This is a genomic window from Chryseobacterium endophyticum, from assembly GCF_056333165.1.
Map to the genome: position 1 here is coordinate 111,065 of NZ_JBWGXE010000005.1, position 13,752 is coordinate 124,816.

The 13,752-nt window shown below is 40.4% G+C and carries 15 protein-coding genes, 1 pseudogene and 1 CRISPR repeat array; of the genes and pseudogenes, 8 read left to right on the plus strand and 8 right to left on the minus strand.

Features of this window, described 5'->3' with window-relative positions; translation table 11 throughout:
* Window positions 1–9 precede the first annotated feature (9 nt).
* Together cas1 and cas2 are read left to right on the plus strand one after the other, a co-directional pair.
* The gene (gene cas1 / locus AC0N32_RS12800; RefSeq protein WP_476394256.1) at window positions 10–903 is read left to right on the plus strand and encodes a type II CRISPR-associated endonuclease Cas1; all 894 of its coding nucleotides are present in this window, start codon (window positions 10–12) and stop codon (window positions 901–903) included.
* A 44-nt stretch (window positions 904–947) separates the two neighbouring features.
* The gene (gene cas2 / locus AC0N32_RS12805) at window positions 948–1,286 is read left to right on the plus strand and encodes a CRISPR-associated endonuclease Cas2 (RefSeq protein ID WP_007842732.1); all 339 of its coding nucleotides are present in this window, start codon (window positions 948–950) and stop codon (window positions 1,284–1,286) included.
* A gap of 58 nt (window positions 1,287–1,344) precedes the next feature.
* Window positions 1,345–2,468: a CRISPR direct-repeat array (repeat unit 47 nt; unit sequence GTTGTGTTGTATCCCAAAGATACGGATAAATGAAAGCAATTCACAAC).
* On the opposite strand, the pseudogene AC0N32_RS12810 reads toward cas2, so the two are convergent.
* The 3 genes and pseudogenes from AC0N32_RS12810 to AC0N32_RS12820 all read right to left on the minus strand — a co-directional run.
* Window positions 2,469–3,098, minus strand: a pseudogene (locus tag AC0N32_RS12810) (trimeric intracellular cation channel family protein); the annotation flags it as partial. It abuts the feature before it with no gap.
* Between the two features lie 87 nt (window positions 3,099–3,185).
* Window positions 3,186–3,653, minus strand: coding sequence for a pantetheine-phosphate adenylyltransferase (coaD, locus tag AC0N32_RS12815; protein ID WP_476394257.1), 468 nt, complete (start codon window positions 3,651–3,653; stop codon window positions 3,186–3,188).
* A 67-nt stretch (window positions 3,654–3,720) separates the two neighbouring features.
* A complete protein-coding gene (locus AC0N32_RS12820; RefSeq protein ID WP_476394258.1) occupies window positions 3,721–4,710 on the minus strand; it encodes a D-alanine--D-alanine ligase in 990 nt (329 codons plus the stop codon).
* Window positions 4,711–4,862: 152 nt separating this feature from the next.
* Here AC0N32_RS12820 and AC0N32_RS12825 point away from each other — a divergent pair, with 152 nt between their 5' ends.
* From AC0N32_RS12825 to murI, 5 genes are all read left to right on the plus strand, one after another.
* Window positions 4,863–5,963 (plus strand): PASTA domain-containing protein, encoded by a 1,101-nt coding sequence (locus AC0N32_RS12825; protein ID WP_476394259.1) that lies wholly within the window; start codon window positions 4,863–4,865, stop codon window positions 5,961–5,963.
* 70 nt (window positions 5,964–6,033) lie between these two features.
* The gene (locus tag AC0N32_RS12830) at window positions 6,034–7,107 is read left to right on the plus strand and encodes an RluA family pseudouridine synthase (RefSeq protein ID WP_476394260.1); all 1,074 of its coding nucleotides are present in this window, start codon (window positions 6,034–6,036) and stop codon (window positions 7,105–7,107) included.
* 51 nt (window positions 7,108–7,158) lie between these two features.
* Window positions 7,159–8,109, plus strand: a complete 951-nt coding sequence (locus AC0N32_RS12835; RefSeq protein WP_476394261.1) for a PorP/SprF family type IX secretion system membrane protein — start codon at window positions 7,159–7,161, stop codon at window positions 8,107–8,109.
* Between the two features lie 65 nt (window positions 8,110–8,174).
* Window positions 8,175–9,284, plus strand: a complete 1,110-nt coding sequence (hemW, locus tag AC0N32_RS12840; protein ID WP_476394479.1) for a radical SAM family heme chaperone HemW — start codon at window positions 8,175–8,177, stop codon at window positions 9,282–9,284.
* Between the two features lie 65 nt (window positions 9,285–9,349).
* The gene (gene murI / locus AC0N32_RS12845; protein ID WP_476394262.1) at window positions 9,350–10,180 is read left to right on the plus strand and encodes a glutamate racemase; all 831 of its coding nucleotides are present in this window, start codon (window positions 9,350–9,352) and stop codon (window positions 10,178–10,180) included.
* Between the two features lie 55 nt (window positions 10,181–10,235).
* On the opposite strand, the gene AC0N32_RS12850 is transcribed toward murI, so the two are convergent.
* Complete coding sequence (locus tag AC0N32_RS12850) at window positions 10,236–10,838, minus strand: nitroreductase family protein (protein ID WP_476394263.1); 603 nt, start codon at window positions 10,836–10,838, stop codon at window positions 10,236–10,238.
* 86 nt (window positions 10,839–10,924) lie between these two features.
* On the opposite strand from AC0N32_RS12850, the gene AC0N32_RS12855 reads away from it, so the two are divergent.
* The gene (locus AC0N32_RS12855; protein ID WP_476394264.1) at window positions 10,925–11,278 is read left to right on the plus strand and encodes a winged helix-turn-helix transcriptional regulator; all 354 of its coding nucleotides are present in this window, start codon (window positions 10,925–10,927) and stop codon (window positions 11,276–11,278) included.
* On the opposite strand, the gene AC0N32_RS12860 is transcribed toward AC0N32_RS12855, so the two are convergent.
* The 4 genes from AC0N32_RS12860 to AC0N32_RS12875 form a co-directional block, all read right to left on the minus strand.
* Window positions 11,279–11,866, minus strand: a complete 588-nt coding sequence (locus AC0N32_RS12860) for an RsmD family RNA methyltransferase (protein WP_476394265.1) — start codon at window positions 11,864–11,866, stop codon at window positions 11,279–11,281.
* A 64-nt stretch (window positions 11,867–11,930) separates the two neighbouring features.
* The gene (locus AC0N32_RS12865; protein WP_476394266.1) at window positions 11,931–12,647 is read right to left on the minus strand and encodes a DUF3822 family protein; all 717 of its coding nucleotides are present in this window, start codon (window positions 12,645–12,647) and stop codon (window positions 11,931–11,933) included.
* Window positions 12,648–12,665: 18 nt separating this feature from the next.
* A complete protein-coding gene (locus tag AC0N32_RS12870; protein ID WP_476394267.1) occupies window positions 12,666–13,160 on the minus strand; it encodes a Smr/MutS family protein in 495 nt (164 codons plus the stop codon).
* Window positions 13,161–13,252: 92 nt separating this feature from the next.
* Window positions 13,253–13,750: a metallophosphoesterase family protein gene (locus AC0N32_RS12875; protein ID WP_476394268.1), complete on the minus strand. Its 498-nt coding sequence runs from the start codon at window positions 13,748–13,750 to the stop codon at window positions 13,253–13,255.
* Window positions 13,751–13,752 lie beyond the last annotated feature (2 nt).

The following is a 13,752-nucleotide window of genomic DNA, read 5'->3' on the forward strand; positions in this document are numbered from 1 at the left end:
TTTTACATTATGATCACCCGCTCCATCTATATTGGCAATCCCGCTTATCTCAAGCTCAAAGACAAGCAGCTGAAAATCCTCTGTCCGGAAACCAAAACGGAAAAGGGGAGTGTCCCTGTGGAAGATCTGGGACTGCTGATGCTGGACCATTATCAAATCACCATTTCGCATAACCTTATTCAGAAAATGATGGGAAACAATGTGGTAGTGATCAGCTGTGATGCGCATCACCTGCCGCATGGAATCATGTTGCCGCTGTACGGACATACCGAGCATTCAGACAGGGTAAAAGACCAGCTGGAAGCCAGTGAACCGTTGAAAAAGCAGCTGTGGAAACAGACGGTGGAATGCAAGATTGAAAACCAGAAAAATGTCCTGATAAAGCTTGGAAATTATTACGAACCGATGATTGAATACCAGCGGAATGTAAAGTCAGGCGATATTACTAATATAGAAGGAATTGCCGCCCAGCATTACTGGAAATACCTGATCAGCCTGGATTTCCTGCGACAGCGTTTCGGGGATTCTCCCAACCAGTTTTTTAATTTCGGTTATGCGGTGCTCCGGAGCATTGTGGCCCGGGCGATTGTTGAAACAGGACTGCTCCCGGTTCTCGGCATCTTTCATAAAAACAAATACAATCCGTACTGCCTGGCGGATGATCTGATGGAACCTTACCGTCCATTTCTCGATTTGCTGGTGATGCAGTGGCTGAAAGCTTACCCGGAATCTGAGGAACTGACGAAAGAATTCAAAGCGCATATTCTTCAGATTGCGACCAGGGATGTGCTGATTGACGGTAAAACAAGACCTTTGCTGGTAGCTGTAAAATCAACTGCTTCTTCGCTTTATAGATGTTACACGGGAGAAAAGCGGCTGATCTCTTATCCCGAACTGATCTGATGAATTGAATTACTTTTTACATTGTACATTTTACAAAGAAAAATATGAACGCCGAAAGGTTTAATGCATACCGGATTATGTGGGTACTAGTATTGTATGATCTTCCGACCGAAACGAAAGCCAACATGAAGGACGCCAACCGTTTCCGGAAAGCCCTGATCGATGATGGCTTCACGTTGTTCCAATTTTCCATGTACGTGCGTCATTGCCCGAGCCGTGAAAACGCGGAAGTGCATATTAAAAGAGTTAAGTTTATGCTTCCCAAAGCCGGAAAAGTTGCCATTATGTGCATTACGGATAAGCAGTTCGGCGACATCGAGATCTTCTTTGCCAGGAATAAAGAAGAGCCGCCTCCGACCTTCCAACAGCTCGAGCTTTTCTGATTTTTTTAATCCTAAATAATAAATAAACCCACTGTTATTCAGTGGGTTAAATGTTGAGGTTGTGTTGTATCCCAAAGATACGGATAAATGAAAGCAATTCACAACGCGCCAGCGCTAACGCGGATATATACAACAGTTGTGTTGTATCCCAAAGATACGGATAAATGAAAGCAATTCACAACAGAATTAGACTTGTCGATCACGCTTCATACGTTGTGTTGTATCCCAAAGATACGGATAAATGAAAGCAATTCACAACCGGTAAACGTTTTGCAATAGGTCAAAAGATGTTGTGTTGTATCCCAAAGATACGGATAAATGAAAGCAATTCACAACTCATATATTGTTATTTGGTGTACCGCTGTGGTTGTGTTGTATCCCAAAGATACGGATAAATGAAAGCAATTCACAACAGCCAAATCTCCGGTAACAAGCGCCTTGTTGTTGTGTTGTATCCCAAAGATACGGATAAATGAAAGCAATTCACAACCCGCAATCCTCATCTCATTAGGGCTTAAAGTTGTGTTGTATCCCAAAGATACGGATAAATGAAAGCAATTCACAACAAGTAAGCGGAATACGCGCCTTTATCGGCGGTTGTGTTGTATCCCAAAGATACGGATAAATGAAAGCAATTCACAACAGAGGCTACGTTATCCGGGTTGATTCTTTCGTTGTGTTGTATCCCAAAGATACGGATAAATGAAAGCAATTCACAACAGCTTCTATGATTTCCTCAGTACGTTTTTTGTTGTGTTGTATCCCAAAGATACGGATAAATGAAAGCAATTCACAACGCATCAACTGACTACCGCCAAAGCCTATTTGTTGTGTTGTATGCCAAAGATACGGATAAATGAAAGCAATTCACAACTTATTTATCTTTGGTAAAAATTAAATTATGGTTGTGTTGTATCCCAAAGATACGGATAAATGAAAGCAATTCACAACAAATCCGCAAAGAATACCAAAGAACTCTCAGTTGTGTTGTATCCCAAAGATACGGATAAATGAAAGCAATTCACAACAGGAAAGTTTATTAAATAAAAAATATTAAAGTTGTGTTGTATCCCAAAGATACGGATAAATGAAAGCAATTCACAACATGTGTGGATGTTTAATAACTGAAGTGTCAGTTGTGTTGTATCCCAAAGATACGGATAAATGAAAGCAATTAAATTACATTTCCGCATCATTAGTATAACCGTAGAACTTGGGAATCTGCCAGTGATATTTCACGGCGAGTGTTCTTATGCTTACAATTAGTAAAATGGTGAAAATCTGTATGATAGTGTAGGTGAGCGTCGTGAATTTTGTCAGTAACAGAAACGCAGAACCTCCGACGATACATGCTGTGGCGTAGATTTCTTTCCTGAAAATCAATGGGATTCTGTTGAGAAGAATATCCCGGATAATCCCTCCGAAGCATCCCGTAATCGTTCCCAAGCCGATACAGATCAGAGGATGGATATCCGCGTGCAAACCTTTCTGAACGCCGATTATCGTAAACAGGCCGAGTCCGAAGCTGTCGAAAATAAAAAGAGTTACCCTGAAATTTTTTTCAAAAGATTTAAAAATCATCGTGAAAATACTGGTCAGGATAATCAAAGCACAGGTCAGGAGATCGTGCATCCAGAACACCGGAATATCCAGAAGCAAATCCCTCACGGTTCCGCCGCCAACAGATGTTACAAAAGCAATGATCAGTACGCCGAACGGATCAAGCCGTTTCTGCATAGCAGCAAAACTTCCCGACATCGAAAAAGAGATCGTCCCAAGAACTTCTATGGCAAAATTAAACTGCTCGTGCATATATTATGATTGATAAATGATGATTGATAATCAATTGGGTCAATTTCATGTAAGCTATCAATCATCATTTATAGATGATCAATTATTTTAACTTTTCTCAACCCTCACGGAATCCGGAACCAAAAGCCCGTATTCTCCGCCGTGGTTGATGATTTCCCGTACAATGCTGCTGCTGATAAACGATTTTCCCGATGAGGTCAGTAAAAAGACCGTTTCCAGCTTTTTATGGGCTAAAGTTCTGTTGGTATGGGCGATGGCTTTTTCAAACTCAAAGTCTGCCGGATTTCTTAATCCCCTGATGATGTATTGGGCATTCTTTTCAAAACAATAGTCAACGGTAAGCCCTTCAAAATAATCGACTTCCACATTCGGGAATTCGGCAACGGAATTCTGGATGAATTCCATTCTTTTTTCCAGCGGAAACATGTATTTTTTCTGTGAATTCTGCCCGATAGCAATGATCAGTTTATCGAAAAGCGGCGCCGCCCGTTCTATAATGTCGTAATGCCCTAAGGTGATAGGATCAAATGATCCCGGAAAAACAGCAATTTTCATGCGTGATAAAGTTATAAGTTATAAGCTAATAAAAGAGTCTTTTACTCTAGTATCTTATTTCTAATGTCTAATTTCTTTTGTTTAAAGCTTTTTCAACCTCATTTCCGCAAAGATCGGTGATGGAGATTCCGTAAATCTTTGCCTGTTGCGGAAGGATGCTGGCCGGAGAAAATCCGGGGTTGGTATTCATCTCGAGCATGTACGGAATTCCGTCCATCAGGATAAATTCGCTGCGTGAAAAACCGCTCATCCCCAGAGAATTGTATGCTTTTTTTGCGATTTCTTCCACGCGGATTCTTGTTTCGTCGTCTATTCTTGCGGGGGTAATTTCCTCAGAAGCTCCTTCATACTTGGCTTCATAATCGAAAAACTCATTTTTAGGAACGATTTCAGTAATTCCCAAAACAATCGTTTCTCCTTTATAATCAATGACTCCGACAGAAACTTCCATTCCGTTCAGGAAGCTTTCAATTAAAATTTCATCATCTTCTTTAAAGGCGAGTTCGGTAGCGGCAAGCAGTTCAGATTTTTCTTTCACTTTTGAAATGCCCAGTGAAGAGCCCGACTGATTCGGCTTTACAAAAACGGGCAATCCGAGGTGATCTATGATCTCATCGGTATTGATATTTTCTCCTTTTCTCAAATAAACACTTTTTGCGGAAGGAATCCCATATTTTGAGAGTACAGCCAAAGTGTCTTTTTTATTGAAGGTAAGCGCACTCTGGTAAAAATCACATCCCGTGTATTTTTGTCCGATGGCATCCCAATATGCCTGAAGAATTCCGTTTTCACCCGGTGTTCCGTGAATGATATTGAAGCAGACATCGAATCTCAAGGTTGTATCGCGGTCTGTGATGACCGAAAAATCACCCTTACTGATCGGGAATTTCTGATTGTTTTCATCTAAAAAATACCACTCATCTTTCAGAATAACCACTTTATATACATCGTAAAGATTTCTATCCAGAGAATCGTAGATTAATTGTCCGCTCTTTAATGATACAACATATTCGTCAGAATAGCCCCCCATCACTACGGCAACACTTTTTTTGCTCATATTTGTAAAGTATCAATTGGGGCAAATTTAATGATTTTATACAATGCAATTTTGTAAATCCTGAAATTTTGAAAAGGAAAATGAAATAGGAAAATAAAAGTACATTCTAAAATATTAGTTATATTTGCTGTCTAATTATAGTAATATTAAGTATGCTTAAATCACTTTTCAATTGGAAAGTTTTACTGAACTTAGTTGTTGCCATCGGTGTTTTTGTAGGGCTGGTCTGGCTTACATTCCGCTGGCTGGAATACCATACCAATCACGGTCAGGAAATTCCCGTTCCCAATATTGTCAATAAATCAGTACAGGAAGCAATCAAAATATTGGATGATGCAGGTTTGGACTATGAAGTAGATAGCTTTAAATATGACCCTAAGTACAGGCCTTTCCAGGTATTGCAGGTGTATCCTTCGCCAGGCTCAAGAGTGAAGGATGGAAGAGCCATTCAAATTAAAGTAAATCCGAGAACATGGGCCCGGGTAGAGGTTCCTGATGTCATTAATAAATATTCGGGTCTTGCTTTCCAGAGATTGGAACAGGTAGGACTAAAAGTGGGCGATACCATTTATGAACCAAGCATTCAGAAAGATGCTGTCCTAAGAATTATGTTTAAAGGAACAGCCGTAAAACCGAAGACAAAGCTTCCGAGATTTTCTGTCGTAGATGTCGTTATCGGTTCAGGGCCGATGAGAAATATCTCCATTCCTAATGTTGTAGGGCTTACCGTGAAAGAGGCCAGAGCTGTAATCGCAAGAAGCATGTTTGAAGTGGGGCTGGTAGAACATGAGGATGGAAGTAAAGATGAATCCGATATCATTTATTACCAGGATCCTGCCGCAGGAGATGTAAGGGATCAGGGAATGCAGATGGATCTTTGGGCAAGTAAGAGAACTCCTGCAGAATTGCGGGCAAAAATCGAAGAACTGAATTCTATTTACAGGATGAAAGTTGATACGGGACTGCCTCCGGTACAGTATCAGGAAGTTCCTGCCTACCATGAGCCTGCCTACGAAGAACCTCAGGTTCCTCCTGCTCCTAGGAGAGAAAGCCCTAAGCCTTCTTCAGAAACACCGAAAATAGAAACTCAGAGATCGACGGGTAAAACAACCGGTTCCTCTAATGAAAGTTCGAAGCCAAGAAGTACAACTTCCAATACCGGCAGCGGAAATACAGTCTCCAATACCAAACCGGCTGCTTCGACGCAAAAACCGGCAGAAAAGCCAAAGGCTAAGAAAGTAGTCGTAGAATAATATTAATTCACATAAAAATACAGGCTTCAACTTTATTATGTTGAAGCCTTTTGTATAAAAAAATAAAACAATGGCAGAAGATAACGAAGATTTTTTGGATGATGAATTGTTAGACCGCGACAGTATCGAAAATATCGATATTGATGAGGAAAACAAAGGGCTTTATGAACATCTCAACATTACCGTAGACAAAAGTCAGGAACCTTTGAGGATCGATAAGTTTCTGTTGATTTTCCGTCAGAATTCTTCAAGAAATAAAATTTCGCAGACCTGCAGAGCGGGAAACGTAGTCGTTAACGGAACGCCTGTCAAGCAAAATTACCGTGTAAAGCCGGGAGACCAGATTTCCGTACTGCTGGCACATCCGCCAAGAGAGAATGTGATCATCCCGCAGAATATCCCTATCAACATTGTATACGAAGATGATGACCTGATTGTCGTCGATAAAGATCCGGGGATGGTCGTACATCCGGGATTCGGAAACTGGGACGGAACGCTGGTCAACGCGCTGGCCTATCATTTTGAGCAAAACGGAGCAAAATCCGATCTCGACAGGGTAGGGCTCGTTCACAGGATTGATAAGGATACCTCCGGACTTCTGGTGATCGCAAAAAATGAATATGCATTAAGCTTTCTGGCCAAACAGTTTTTCGACAGGAAAACAAAGAGACTGTACTGGGCTTTTGTCTGGGGAAATGTACAGGACGATGAAGGGACCATAAGAGGCCATATCGGGCGCCACCCGAAAAACAGGATGCAGATGCACACCTATGAAGACGGCAGCCAGGGGAAACATGCAGTGACCCACTACAAAGTTCTGGAAAGATTCAGATATATGACCTGGGTCGAGTGTAAGCTTGAAACAGGAAGAACCCACCAGATCAGAGCCCACTTCAAACACATCGGTCATACTTTATTTAATGATGAAAGGTACGAAGGGCATACCCCACTGCGCGGAGTGAATCTTCCTAAGTATAAGCAGTTTATAAAAAATGTATTTGAAATTCTGCCGAGACATGCGCTCCATGCCCATACTTTAGGATTCATTCATCCGACCACAAAGAAAGAATTGTATTTTGAAAGCCCAATGCCGAAAGATATGGCGGATGCTGTAAAAAAATGGAGAAATTATTTAGAAAACTAAAAATATATTGAGAATTTTTTTATATTTGTTGAATTGAAATCAAGATTTGTTATGAGAAAACTATATGCTATCGTATGTTTAGCTCTTTTGTCAAATGCATACAAAGCACAAGAAACATTACCATACTATCAACAATACCTTTTAGATGGTGATTTTCTGTTCAACCCGGCACAATACGGAAAGACCGACTATGTGCAGCTTAATCTTAACTATCAGCAGCAATTTTCGAAGTTCAGTGAGTCTCCCAACGTACAGTCGGTGGGGATCAACGCGAACATCTTTGATAGAGTAGGTGCGGGTCTGTCTGTGTTCAGAGACAGCAATGGGCCTATTTCTGCGGGTGGTATTACAGCGGGTGCTTCATATTTTATTCCTCTTAGCAGCGAAGGAGACAGAAAAGACCAGTTCTCTTTCGGAACGAGCATCAGCTTGTACAACATGAATTTTGATTATTCAAAGATTAATACGCAGGATGCTTCAGATCCTCTATTACAGGGAAGTGAAAGCAATATTTTCATGGCTTATGCCAACTTCGGGGCTGCGGCTACCTACAGAAACATCTTTGCTTCGGTTTCCGTGAATGATATCGCCATTACCAATGACGAAGCCATCGTAAACGGACGTGAGCCTTCTCCTATCAAATTCTTCTTAAACTTAGGATGGGACTGGCATTTTGCTGATAATATGTACGTAACACCATCCGTATTGATCAACCTGAATACTAACTCTACAAGAACAATCGACGGGAACCTTATGGCAACCTTCTTCAATGATATCAACTCTTTCTCTTTCGGGGTAAACTACAGATCTGTTCAAAACAGATTCGACAGTCAGCAGTTACAGATTGCTCCTGTAGTGAAAGTAAGATTCAACAAGTTTATGGTAGGAGCTACCTACAACATCGGATTGTCTGATATCCAGGAATATGGAGGAAACAGCTTCATGCTCGGGGTAGGATATAACTTCGATAACTTCATTAACCACAGAGGTTATAGATATTAATTGATTTAATTTAAATAAATTTGAGCTCTGAATTTTTCAGGGCTTTTTTTATGATTTATATCCACATCCCTTTTTGCAAGCAGAAATGCAGCTATTGCAACTTTCATTTTTCAACATCTTTGAATTTTAAAGATGACATGCTGGCTGCGATGAAAAAGGAAATCGTTCTCAGAAAAAATGAACTGCAGAACAAAAGTTTATCTTCCTTGTATTTCGGCGGTGGAACACCGTCGATCCTTTCCCCGGATGAGATAAAATCGTTGATCGATGAGGTGCTGAGGCATTTCAGCTTTGAAAAAGATATTGAAATAACCTTAGAAGCCAATCCGGATGATCTGAATAAAGAGTTTTTAAAAGGATTGTCAGATTCGCCGGTCAACCGCCTTTCCATCGGAACCCAGAGTTTCTTTGAAGCCGATCTGAAACTGATGAACCGGGCACATACTGCCAACGAAGCGGAAGATTCCATTAAAAGAGCACAGGATTTCGGTTTTGAAAATTTAAGCATTGATTTGATTTACGGCTCACCTACATCCGACTTGGAGATTTGGAAAGAGAATTTAAATAAATCAATAGCCTTAGAAGTGCCTCACATTTCTTCATATGCACTGACGGTTGAACCCAAAACCGCTCTGGAAAACTGGATTTCAAAAGGTAGAATAAAAAGCCCGAAAGAAGAAGAGCAGAACAGAGAATTTTATTACCTGTCGGATTTCCTTAAGGATAACGGATTTGACCACTATGAAGTTTCCAATTTTGCGAAGCCGGGCTTTTATTCAAGACACAATTCTTCGTATTGGAAATACAAAGAATATCTTGGCATAGGCCCTTCAGCACACTCGTACAACGGAACTGAGATCAGAAGCTGGAATGTTGCGAATAATCAGCAGTACATTAAAAAACTGAACGCTCATGTTCTGGCAAAAGAAGAAGAAATTCTTTCGACTGAAGACCAGTTCAATGAAATGATCATGATTGGCCTACGGACGGTTTGGGGTGTTGATTTACATCGTTTAAAAGAAAAATTCAACGGTAGGATCTTAGAACATTTCGAAAGTGAGATCAAATCAAAACTGGAAGAAGAAATTTTGATTATCGAAAACGGACATTTGAAAATTCCTGAAAAAAACTGGTTTATGGCCGATGGTATTGCTTCGGATCTGTTTATTGTTTAAATGAATTTCAAGTAATATTTTATGTGACAAAATTCCCTATTTTTGCATAAAATTTCATCTCAATTTTGAAAACTAAAAAACAGGATTACTCGCATCTTTCACCCAAGCAGCCTATCGGGATTTTCGATAGCGGGGTGGGTGGATTAACGGTCGCTAAAGAAATCAAAAGGTTGCTTCCTCATGAAGACCTTATTTATTTCGGAGACACCAAACACCTTCCGTATGGTGAGAAGTCGAGAGAGGCCATCATCGAATATTCTACAAAAATTACCAATTTCCTGCTGGAGCAGAACTGTAAAGCGATTGTTATTGCCTGTAATACGGCGACGGCCAATGCGTTGAACGAAGTGATGCAGTCGGTGGCGGGAAAAGTGCCCGTTATCGATGTGATCAATCCTGTGGCGGAAAAGGTATCCTACGAAATTCATAATAACGTCGGTGTGATTGCGACGAAAGCTACCGTGAATTCGGGATTGTACAAGAAAAGCATCCGGAAGCATAACAAATGGATCAAAGTGGATGAACTGGCAACGCCTTTGCTGGTTCCGGCCATTGAAGAAGGTTTTAAAAACCATCCGATCACCCACGCCATCATTTACAATTACCTCAGCAACAGCAAACTGAAAAATATAGAAACCCTGATCCTGGGTTGTACGCATTATCCTTTATTAATTGATGAGATCAAGCAATACTACGGAAACCGGGTCCGCGTGATCGATTCTCCTAATATTGTGGCTAACCATTTGAAAATTATTTTAGATAAATATAATCTGCTGAATGATCAGAATCCTAAGCCAAGCTATCATTTCTATCTTTCGGACCTTACGAAAAACTTTGAAAAAATCTCAAAGAAATTCTTCGGAAAAACCATCGATCTCGAACTGAAAGTCCTATAAAAGCAAAGCTGTCCCGTGAAGAGACAGCTTTTATTTTATAATGATTTGAATTAAATCAGATTTCTATAATTACATCCTTGCTTTCCAGCCTTTTCTTTGGCGTATGTACCGGCTGGTTCGTATCTTCTTCCGATCTTGTTCCCACGGTTACGGCAAAAAGGGTTTCGTATTTCTCGTTGTTGATGATCTTATCATATTTGTCATTCTCAATGCCTTCCATGGGTGTGGAATCCAGCCCCATTTCAGCACAGGCCGACAGCAGGACGCCCAGCGAAAGGTACACCTGATGCGCCATCCAGGATTTGATGAACACTTCTCCTTTGGATTTTACAAAATTTTTGTAATAATTGATGGATCCTTCCGGCAGGTACGCTTCGATCTGCTTTTCAAAATCTTCCGGCTTTTTAAGCACCTGGAAAATGATCAGCAGGTTGCTGTTGTCGATTTTTTCTTTGTTCCAGTAAGAAGCATCGGCCAGTTTTTCCCGGTTTTCCGAAGATTCATTCACAAATACAAAATTCCAGGGCTGGCTGTTGATGGAGGATGGACTCAGCTGTAAAATATCTTTCAGCTGCTGAACGGTTTCTTCACTGAGGGTTCCTTTCGGATTATACTTTTTTACCGTATATCTCGATCTCATTTTTTCTAAAAAGCTCATAATTTTTTAACTATATTTTTTATAGTTGCAAAACTATTGTAAGTTTTATACATTTGCAATAACGGTAAAAAATGATAGTATAAAAAATGTATACGATAGACGATAAAACTTATCCTTGCTGTACGAGCGTCACCATGAGATTCATCGGTGGAAAATGGAAAGCGGTAATCCTGGTTCATCTTACGGATGGCCCGAAACGTTATAATGAAATCAGAAAGCTGATTCCCACCATTACGGAAAGAACCTTAAGCCTGCAGTTGAAACAGCTGGAAGAAGATGGCATCATCGAGCGAAAAGTTTATACCCAAAAGCCGCCATTAATGGTAGAATATACTTTAACGGATTTTGGAAAAACCCTTTTTCCGGTGATCCAGGCGATCACAAAATGGGGAATTGAAGCTGCGGAAAACTCAAAAAAAATAATCAGGAAAACGTCCTGATTATTCTTCGGTTGCTGAAGCCGTTGTATCTTCTTCTTTATTCGGTCTGAAAAAACTGAAACTTACATTTCCGTACTTTCTGGTGTCGAATAAGTTTGGGTGATCAAACTTCATCCGGCTCTGGTGCTCGACGATCAGAACGCCGTTTTCTTTCAGGTATTTATTGTTTAAAACCAAAGAAATGATTTCCTGGTATTTTTTCTCTTCCATTTCAAAAGGAGCGTCGGAAAATACAATTTCAAAAGATTTTTTATTCCTGAATTTTTTAAGCCAGTCAAAAACATCGCCTCTCTGAACATTCACCTGCAGGCTGAATCCCAGCTCCGAAGCAGTGGTATTTAGGAAAGACGTATGTTTCGGGTTCATTTCCACGGAAGTCACATCCTGGCAGCCTCTGGAGGCAAATTCAAAACTGATGGAGCCGATTCCCGCAAACAAGTCCAATACGGAAACCGACTGCATATCATAGGTATTTTCCAGAATGCTGAACAGCGCTTCCTTGGCAAAATCCGTGGTCGGCCTTACATCAAAATTTTTCGGGGCGGCTATTTTCTTGGCTTTCCATTTGCCTGAAATGATTCTGTACATAGTGGTTGGATTATAGGGTGTTGACGGAGCCAGCAGATACTTTCTGCCATCAGGTCATCAGAACCTAATTTAATATAAAATTTTTAGTGGGGATATTATCAAATACGATTTTCAGGTGCTTAACGAATTTCTGAAGTTCCGAAATGAAAGTTTCGTTCTCAGTGGTCTCCCCATAAGCAAAAAAGTGGGTTTCATTGATCCCGAAACCGATTTTACTGAGTGTGAACATCACGAAATAAAGGAAGTCGACCTCCGAATTTACATCCAGGTTGTTGTATAAGATAATTTTTTTGTTGTCGATGGCGAAAAACTCACATTGGTTATGATACAGGTTAATGTGGATTTCCTTGTTGTTTTTATAATGAATACTGTTTAAAAACTTTTCGCCGGAGAAATTGAACTGTACCGGTACCGCCAGCTCTTTGATTTTTTTATAGAATTCCTTCGGAAAAGTATAATAGAACTGGATTCTGAATTTTTCGTTGATGGAAAGCATCAGCTCCTCTTTTTCCTTATCTACCGGTGCATTGAAGGCAATCAGGTCGAATCCGGCTTCGTGCTCGGAGAAACCTTCCGGCATCAGGGTAAAATGATTCAGCGCCGAGATCACATGGATCTCATCAAACCGCTGTTTCAGCAGGACCTGGTCCAGCGTATCCCGGATAAAATGCTCGGGGGAATCTTCATCCGTAAAATACGACTTCTCTTCCACAATGCTCTTGTTTCTGGCAATCTGGTAGATGAGTCCGTCCTTGGTAAAAAGTAAATTAAGTATATTCATAATTTGATTCCTGCAAATTTAGTGAAATTCTACCATTACCGCACCCGATTGATGATGAAGTATTTCCTTGTTGTAAAAATCGAGCCCGGTCTGGCTTTCCAGGACATCCCAAACCATTCGCTGAAGGATTCCGTCACCAATTCCATGTACGATCTCTAATCTTTTAAGATGATTTTTCCTGCAGAAATTCAACGTTTCGATCAATCTTTCCTTCTGAATGAATAACCTTTCAAAACTATCATAATCATTGGGATTTTTTACCAGGTGATGAAAATGGAGATCCAGGACCAATGCATTTTTCTGATGCTTTTTAGAAATATTTTTTTTAGGTTCTGCTTTTTTTACAACTTTAATATTTTCATATAGATCCGAATTTTTCGGAACCAGTTTAGTTTTCGGATATTGGTAAGTAAACCCGTATTCATCTTTAAAAACAACAATATCTCCGTTGACCGAAGTGATTACTCCACTCAAATCCTCGTCTACCACCGAAACTTTATCGCCTATTTTCATAACTGTTTTTGTAAACCACAAAAGGCACAAATAATTTCACAAATTTCCACAAATTAAATTAGTGATATTCGTGAAATATTAGTGATCCGTGTTTAAAATTTAGGTCCCAATTCAATCACTTCCAGATCCTTGATTTCCGCTCCGTCAATGACAAAACGCATCATCGTTCTCATTTTATGCCATCCCTGTTTGCCACAGGCTCCGGGATTGAGATGCAGCAAATTATTTTTCTGGTCAAACATCACCTTCAGAATATGGGAATGCCCTGAAATAAACAATTTCGGTGCCTTTTCCGCAATTTCCTGTCTGGACAGCGGCGTATATTTCCCGGGATAGCCGCCAATGTGGATCATCAGAACTTCAACGTCTTCACAGGTAAAACGGTTTACTTCCGGAAATTCCGAACGGATCTTCGCATTGTCGATATTTCCGTACACGCCTTTCAGTGGTTTGATTTTTTCAAGCTGCTCAATCACCTCCATGCTCCCGAAATCACCGCCGTGCCATATTTCATCGGCCTCTCCGGCATATTCTACAATACGGTCGTCGATATAGGAATGGGAATCGGAAAGAAGCAGGATTTTGGTCATGA

What these genes read in the sequence shown, in the direction of transcription:
- cas1 (WP_476394256.1), top strand. Translation starts at nt 10, where the DNA reads ATGATCACCCGCTCCATCTATATTGGCAATCCCGCTTATCTCAAGCTC.
- cas2 (WP_007842732.1), top strand. Translation starts at nt 948, where the DNA reads ATGAACGCCGAAAGGTTTAATGCATACCGGATTATGTGGGTACTAGTA.
- coaD (WP_476394257.1), bottom strand. Translation starts at nt 3,653, where the DNA reads ATGAAAATTGCTGTTTTTCCGGGATCATTTGATCCTATCACCTTAGGG.
- AC0N32_RS12820 (WP_476394258.1), bottom strand. Translation starts at nt 4,710, where the DNA reads ATGAGCAAAAAAAGTGTTGCCGTAGTGATGGGGGGCTATTCTGACGAA.
- AC0N32_RS12825 (WP_476394259.1), top strand. Translation starts at nt 4,863, where the DNA reads ATGCTTAAATCACTTTTCAATTGGAAAGTTTTACTGAACTTAGTTGTT.
- AC0N32_RS12830 (WP_476394260.1), top strand. Translation starts at nt 6,034, where the DNA reads ATGGCAGAAGATAACGAAGATTTTTTGGATGATGAATTGTTAGACCGC.
- AC0N32_RS12835 (WP_476394261.1), top strand. Translation starts at nt 7,159, where the DNA reads ATGAGAAAACTATATGCTATCGTATGTTTAGCTCTTTTGTCAAATGCA.
- AC0N32_RS12850 (WP_476394263.1), bottom strand. Translation starts at nt 10,838, where the DNA reads ATGAGCTTTTTAGAAAAAATGAGATCGAGATATACGGTAAAAAAGTAT.
- AC0N32_RS12855 (WP_476394264.1), top strand. Translation starts at nt 10,925, where the DNA reads ATGTATACGATAGACGATAAAACTTATCCTTGCTGTACGAGCGTCACC.
- AC0N32_RS12860 (WP_476394265.1), bottom strand. Translation starts at nt 11,866, where the DNA reads ATGTACAGAATCATTTCAGGCAAATGGAAAGCCAAGAAAATAGCCGCC.
- AC0N32_RS12865 (WP_476394266.1), bottom strand. Translation starts at nt 12,647, where the DNA reads ATGAATATACTTAATTTACTTTTTACCAAGGACGGACTCATCTACCAG.
- AC0N32_RS12870 (WP_476394267.1), bottom strand. Translation starts at nt 13,160, where the DNA reads ATGAAAATAGGCGATAAAGTTTCGGTGGTAGACGAGGATTTGAGTGGA.
- AC0N32_RS12875 (WP_476394268.1), bottom strand. Translation starts at nt 13,750, where the DNA reads ATGACCAAAATCCTGCTTCTTTCCGATTCCCATTCCTATATCGACGAC.